At 70.4% G+C, this 3,470-nt stretch carries 3 protein-coding genes; 1 reads left to right on the top strand and 2 read right to left on the bottom strand.

Translation table 11 applies throughout. The features are described 5' to 3' along the window. The first annotated feature begins 163 nt into the window (after nucleotides 1-163). Nucleotides 164-1,084, top strand: coding sequence for an aminotransferase class IV (locus ACFPZL_RS11275; protein ID WP_218114806.1), 921 nt, complete (start codon nucleotides 164-166; stop codon nucleotides 1,082-1,084). Between the two features lie 71 nt (nucleotides 1,085-1,155). On the opposite strand, the gene kynA is transcribed toward ACFPZL_RS11275, so the two are convergent. Beyond that, nucleotides 1,156-2,013, bottom strand: coding sequence for a tryptophan 2,3-dioxygenase (gene kynA, locus ACFPZL_RS11270; protein WP_218114807.1), 858 nt, complete (start codon nucleotides 2,011-2,013; stop codon nucleotides 1,156-1,158). A 65-nt stretch (nucleotides 2,014-2,078) separates the two neighbouring features. Next, nucleotides 2,079-3,356 (bottom strand): kynureninase, encoded by a 1,278-nt coding sequence (gene kynU / locus ACFPZL_RS11265; protein WP_382335460.1) that lies wholly within the window; start codon nucleotides 3,354-3,356, stop codon nucleotides 2,079-2,081. Nucleotides 3,357-3,470: the final 114 nt, after the last annotated feature.

Raw genomic sequence — 3,470 nt, 5'->3', positions numbered from 1 at the left:
CACCCGTCGCGTCCGGACCCATGGTCCCCGAGGGAGCCGCTCGCGAAGCGGCGGTTTGCGCGGCGATGGCGCGCGCGAGGGCGGCCGCATCCGCCGGCCAGGGCACCTCACGCCGCACGCTCACCCGAGCAAGTGTATTGGCCCGCCCCGTAGGCTGGTGCCCATGGACTCGCTGCTCGTCGCCGACTCGTTCCGGGTGCGGTCGAACCCGAAGACCGGGGCGGCCGAGGTTCGCGGTTTCGCGCAGCACCTCGATCGATTCAAGTGGGCTGCACTCGAGGCCTGGTGCGGCCCGCACGTACCGACTGCCGACGAACGTGCCAGGCACGCGGCCGCACTGCAGGAGGCGTACGCGCAATCGCCCATGCGGGACCGGCGCGCGCGCGCCGCCGTTCTGGTCTGGGTCGAGCCGGATCGCAGCCCTGCCGAGCAGCGCGCGCTCGCTCGCATCGACGAGTTCCTCGACTCCGTTCCCGAGCGCATCGCCCGGTTCGGCGAGGGGTGGCCGCGGATGGAGATCGGGGGCGACCCCGGCCGCGATCCCGAGCCCCGTCTCGAGCTACGACTTCGTCCGCTGCCCGCGCTCGGCGAGACCCTCGATCTGCGCACCGCTGGGCGCGTCAGGTCCGCGCATCCGCGCCGCAAGGGCCCGAACATCTCGCGTTACGCCGAGCTGAACAGCGAGCTCGGCGCCGAGGCGCTCCTGACCGACGCGCACGGCCGCGTTCGCGAGGGGGCGACCACGAGCCTGATCTGGTGGCTGTCCGGAGGCGAGGAGCAGGATCACGGCTTCGTCGCCGCGAGCACGAAGCGCGTGCCCTCGGTGACCGAGGCCCTGCTGCTGGAGGCGGCCGACCGGCGGCTCGTCGGCACCAAGCCGAACCGCAGACGCATCGGGCAACCGCAGCCCGCGCGGCTCGCTCCCGTCGAGCTCGCACAGCACGAGGTCTGGGCGGTCAATGCGCTGCACGGCATCCGTGTGGTGACGAGCATCGACGGCACTCCCCTGCCGCCGCCCGACGAACGGCGGCTGCAGTGGTTCCGCGAGGCGCTGGATCGCACGTGGGAAGCGGTGGCTGGATAGATCCTGCGACTGCGTTCGCTGCGCTCACTCCGCGCAGGATGACGAAAGAAGGAGGCGCTCCGCCGAGTTCGCTACGCTCGTCCGATCTCGGTGCGCACCGCGAAGAGCTCGGGGAAGAAGGTCAGCTCGAGCGCGCGCTGCAGGAAGCCGACGCCGCTCGATCCGCCCGTACCGATCTTCATGCCGATCGTGCGCGTCACGACGCGCAGATGGCGGAAGCGCCAGAACTGGAAGTTGTCCTCGATGTCGACGAGCTCCTCGCACGCCTCGTAGAGGTCCCAGTGCGTCGAGGGGTCGTCGTAGATCTCCTTGATCACCGGGACGAGTTCCTCGTGCATCGTATAGGCGCGGGTGACATCGCGCTCGAGGATGGAGGCCGGGACCGGCAGCCCGCGGCGGGCCAACAGCCGCAGGAACTCGTCGTAGAGCGTCGGCCTGGCGAGCTCCGCCTCGAGCATGGCGTGACTCTCGGGCTCCGCCTCGAACACCTGCAGCATCTTCGCGTTCTTGTTGCCGAGCGAGAACTCGATCGCGCGGTACTGCACCGACTGGAAGCCCGAGGAGTTGCCGAGACTGCCGCGGAACTGCGCGTACTCGCTCGGGGTCAGCGTGGCGAGCACCGACCACTGCTGCGTGAGCACCTCTTGGATGTGCTTGACGCGCGCGAGCGGCTTCAGCGCCTCGCCGAGCTTGTCGGCGGCGAGCAGCTCGCGCACGTGCGAGATCTCGTGCAGCACGAGCTTCATCCACAGCTCGCTGGTCTGGTGCTGGATGATGAACAGCAGCTCGTCGTGGTGCTCGGGCACGCTGACGGGATGCTGCGCCGCGAGGAGCCGGTCGAGCTCGAGGTAGCCCCCGTAGGTCATCCGGTCGCGCAGGTCGGTGACGATGCCGGCCTCGATCTCCCGGGTGTTGTCGTTGACGGTCATGGTTCGCTCCTGGTGTGTGTGGATGGGATCCTGCGGCTGCGCACAGGGTAACGGGAGGACGCCTGTCACGTGACGGCGCCGCGCTGCTGGAACTCCGGCGCGCGCCACAGCTCTTCGTCGAGGACGCGGCGGAAGGCCTCGACGGCGTCCCACACATCGGCGTAGCCGACGTAGAGCGGGGTGAAGCCGAAGCGCAGCACCTCGGGCTCGCGGTAGTCCCCGACCACGCCCTCGGCGATCAGGGCCTTCATCACCGCGAAGCCCTCCGGATGGCGGAAACTGACGTGACTGCCGCGGCTCGCCTCGTCACGAGGCGTGATGAGGGTGAGCGGGTGCGCGGCGAGGCGCTCCTCCACGAGTGCGATGAACAGCGACGTGAGCGCGAGCGATTTCTCGCGCAGCGCGCTCCGGTCGACGCGCAGCGCGATGTCGATGCCCGCCTCCATGGTCGCGAGGGAGAGGATGGGCTGCGTGCCGCAGAGGAACTTCGCCGCTCCCTCCGCCGGCGCATACCCCACGGCCATGTCGAAGGGCCGCCGGTGCCCCCACCAGCCGGAGAGCGGCTGCTCGGCGCGCTCCAGGTGCTTCGGCGAGATCCAGACGAAGGCCGGCGAGCCGGGGCCGCCGTTCAGATACTTGTAGGTGCAGCCGATCGCGAAGTCCGCGGCGGCGGCGGTGAGATCGACCGGCACGGCGCCGGCCGAGTGGCAGAGATCCCAGATCATCAGGGCGCCCGCCTCGTGCGCCCGCCGCGTGATGCCGGTCATGTCCCACATGCGACCCGAGCGGTAGTTGACATGCGTCAGCATCACGACGGCCGCGTCGTCGCCGGATGCGGCGAGCTCGTCCGCGAGCGAGGCCTCGTCGTCGATGAGCCGCAGCTCGTACCCGTCGTCGAGGAACTCGACCATCCCCTCGACCATGTAGAGGTCGGTCGGGAAGTTCTCCCGCTCCGAGATGATGACGCGGCGGTCGGGATGATCCTCGCGCTGGATGCGCAGCGCCGCGCCGAGCGCCTTGAACACGTTGATCGAGGTGGTGTCGGTCGCGACGCATCCGCCCTCGCCACCGCCGATGAGCGCGCCGATCTTGCCGCCGATGCGGGTCGGCAGCTCGAACCAGTGGTTCTTGTTCCAGCTGCCGATCAGGTCGCGGCCCCACTCCTGCTCGAGCACCTCGCGGGCGCGTTCGCCGGCCGCGCGCGGCAGCGCGCCGAGCGAGGTGCCGTCGAGGTAGACGACGCCCTCGGGCAGCAGGAACTCGTCCCGGAATCCGGCGAGCGGGTCGGCGGCGTCGGCGGCGACGCAGGCGTCGCGGGTGTTCAAGGCGGTCGGATCGGACATCATGTCGGCTCCTCGGTGCGGGCGGGTGCTGGTCGGGTCGGGTGGGGTCGGAGACGCCGGTCGGCGGGTCGGATCGGACGCGCGAAGGATCTCCGGCGCGCCGCGCGGGGCTCA

It is taken from the genome of Leucobacter soli (assembly GCF_042659205.1).
GTDB lineage: Bacteria > Actinomycetota > Actinomycetes > Actinomycetales > Microbacteriaceae > Leucobacter > Leucobacter soli.
Note: the sequence above shows the minus strand (reverse complement) of the source record. Positions and strands in the feature narration are given on the sequence as shown.

Bases quoted from the DNA above. Each gene is read 5' to 3' on its own strand.
- kynA (WP_218114807.1), bottom strand. From the start codon at position 2,013: ATGACCGTCAACGACAACACCCGGGAGATCGAGGCCGGCATCGTCACC.
- kynU (WP_382335460.1), bottom strand. From the start codon at position 3,356: ATGTCCGATCCGACCGCCTTGAACACCCGCGACGCCTGCGTCGCCGCC.
- ACFPZL_RS11275 (WP_218114806.1), top strand. From the start codon at position 164: ATGGACTCGCTGCTCGTCGCCGACTCGTTCCGGGTGCGGTCGAACCCG.